Annotated in this window: 1 protein-coding gene; it reads left to right on the top strand. The window is 32.2% G+C overall.

Annotated features, from left to right (window positions below; all coding sequences use genetic code 11):
- Positions 1-525 (top strand): IS3 family transposase (locus tag DVJ99_RS11845; RefSeq protein WP_114604383.1); only part of this gene is annotated, 525 nt, incomplete at its 5' end.
- Between the last annotated feature and the right edge of the window lie 148 nt (positions 526-673).

The following is a 673-nucleotide window of genomic DNA, read 5'->3' as shown; positions in this document are numbered from 1 at the left end:
TCAACACCTACTATTACTGCAGAGAATTTATTAGATAGAGAATTTAGTGAAACTGAAGCTAACAAAAAATGGGTAACAGATGTGACAGAACTCATTTTAGAAAATGGAAGGAAATTTTATTTAAGCGCTATCAGAGATCTCGGAACAGGTAAAATTGTAAGCTATGATATAAGTTATTCAAATAACAATCAGCTGGTTTTTAATACTTTCAATAAAGCGTTAAAGAAAGTGAAAAATATAAGCGGCTTAATACTACATAGTGACAGAGGTTTTCAATATACAAGCAAACATTTTAAATTCTTGCTCGATGAGCAAGGTGTTATTCAAAGCATGTCACGAGTCGGACGATGCATAGATAATAGTCCAATGGAATCATTTTGGGGAATAATGAAATCAGAAATTTATCGCGGTAATAGACATTATAAATTCAAGGATATAAAAACTGCACGCTCGCAGTTTAAAGAATACATTGATTTTTACAACAATGAGAGAATTACTTTGGAAATGGAAAGATTAATTGCTTAACTTCTAACTAATGTCTACCCTAAATAATCTGGTAAAAGAAGTAGTGTGCGTAGCGCACCACTTTTTTTACCAGATCAAGCAAACGATAGTGCGCTAGGAGAATAAAAAAACTGTACAAACGAGATTTATCAACTCATTTGTACAGTAA

Origin of the sequence: Staphylococcus sp. EZ-P03, from assembly GCF_003344575.1 — a bacterium.
GTDB lineage: Bacteria > Bacillota > Bacilli > Staphylococcales > Staphylococcaceae > Staphylococcus > Staphylococcus simulans_B.
This window is presented reverse-complemented; position numbering and strand designations above follow the sequence as displayed.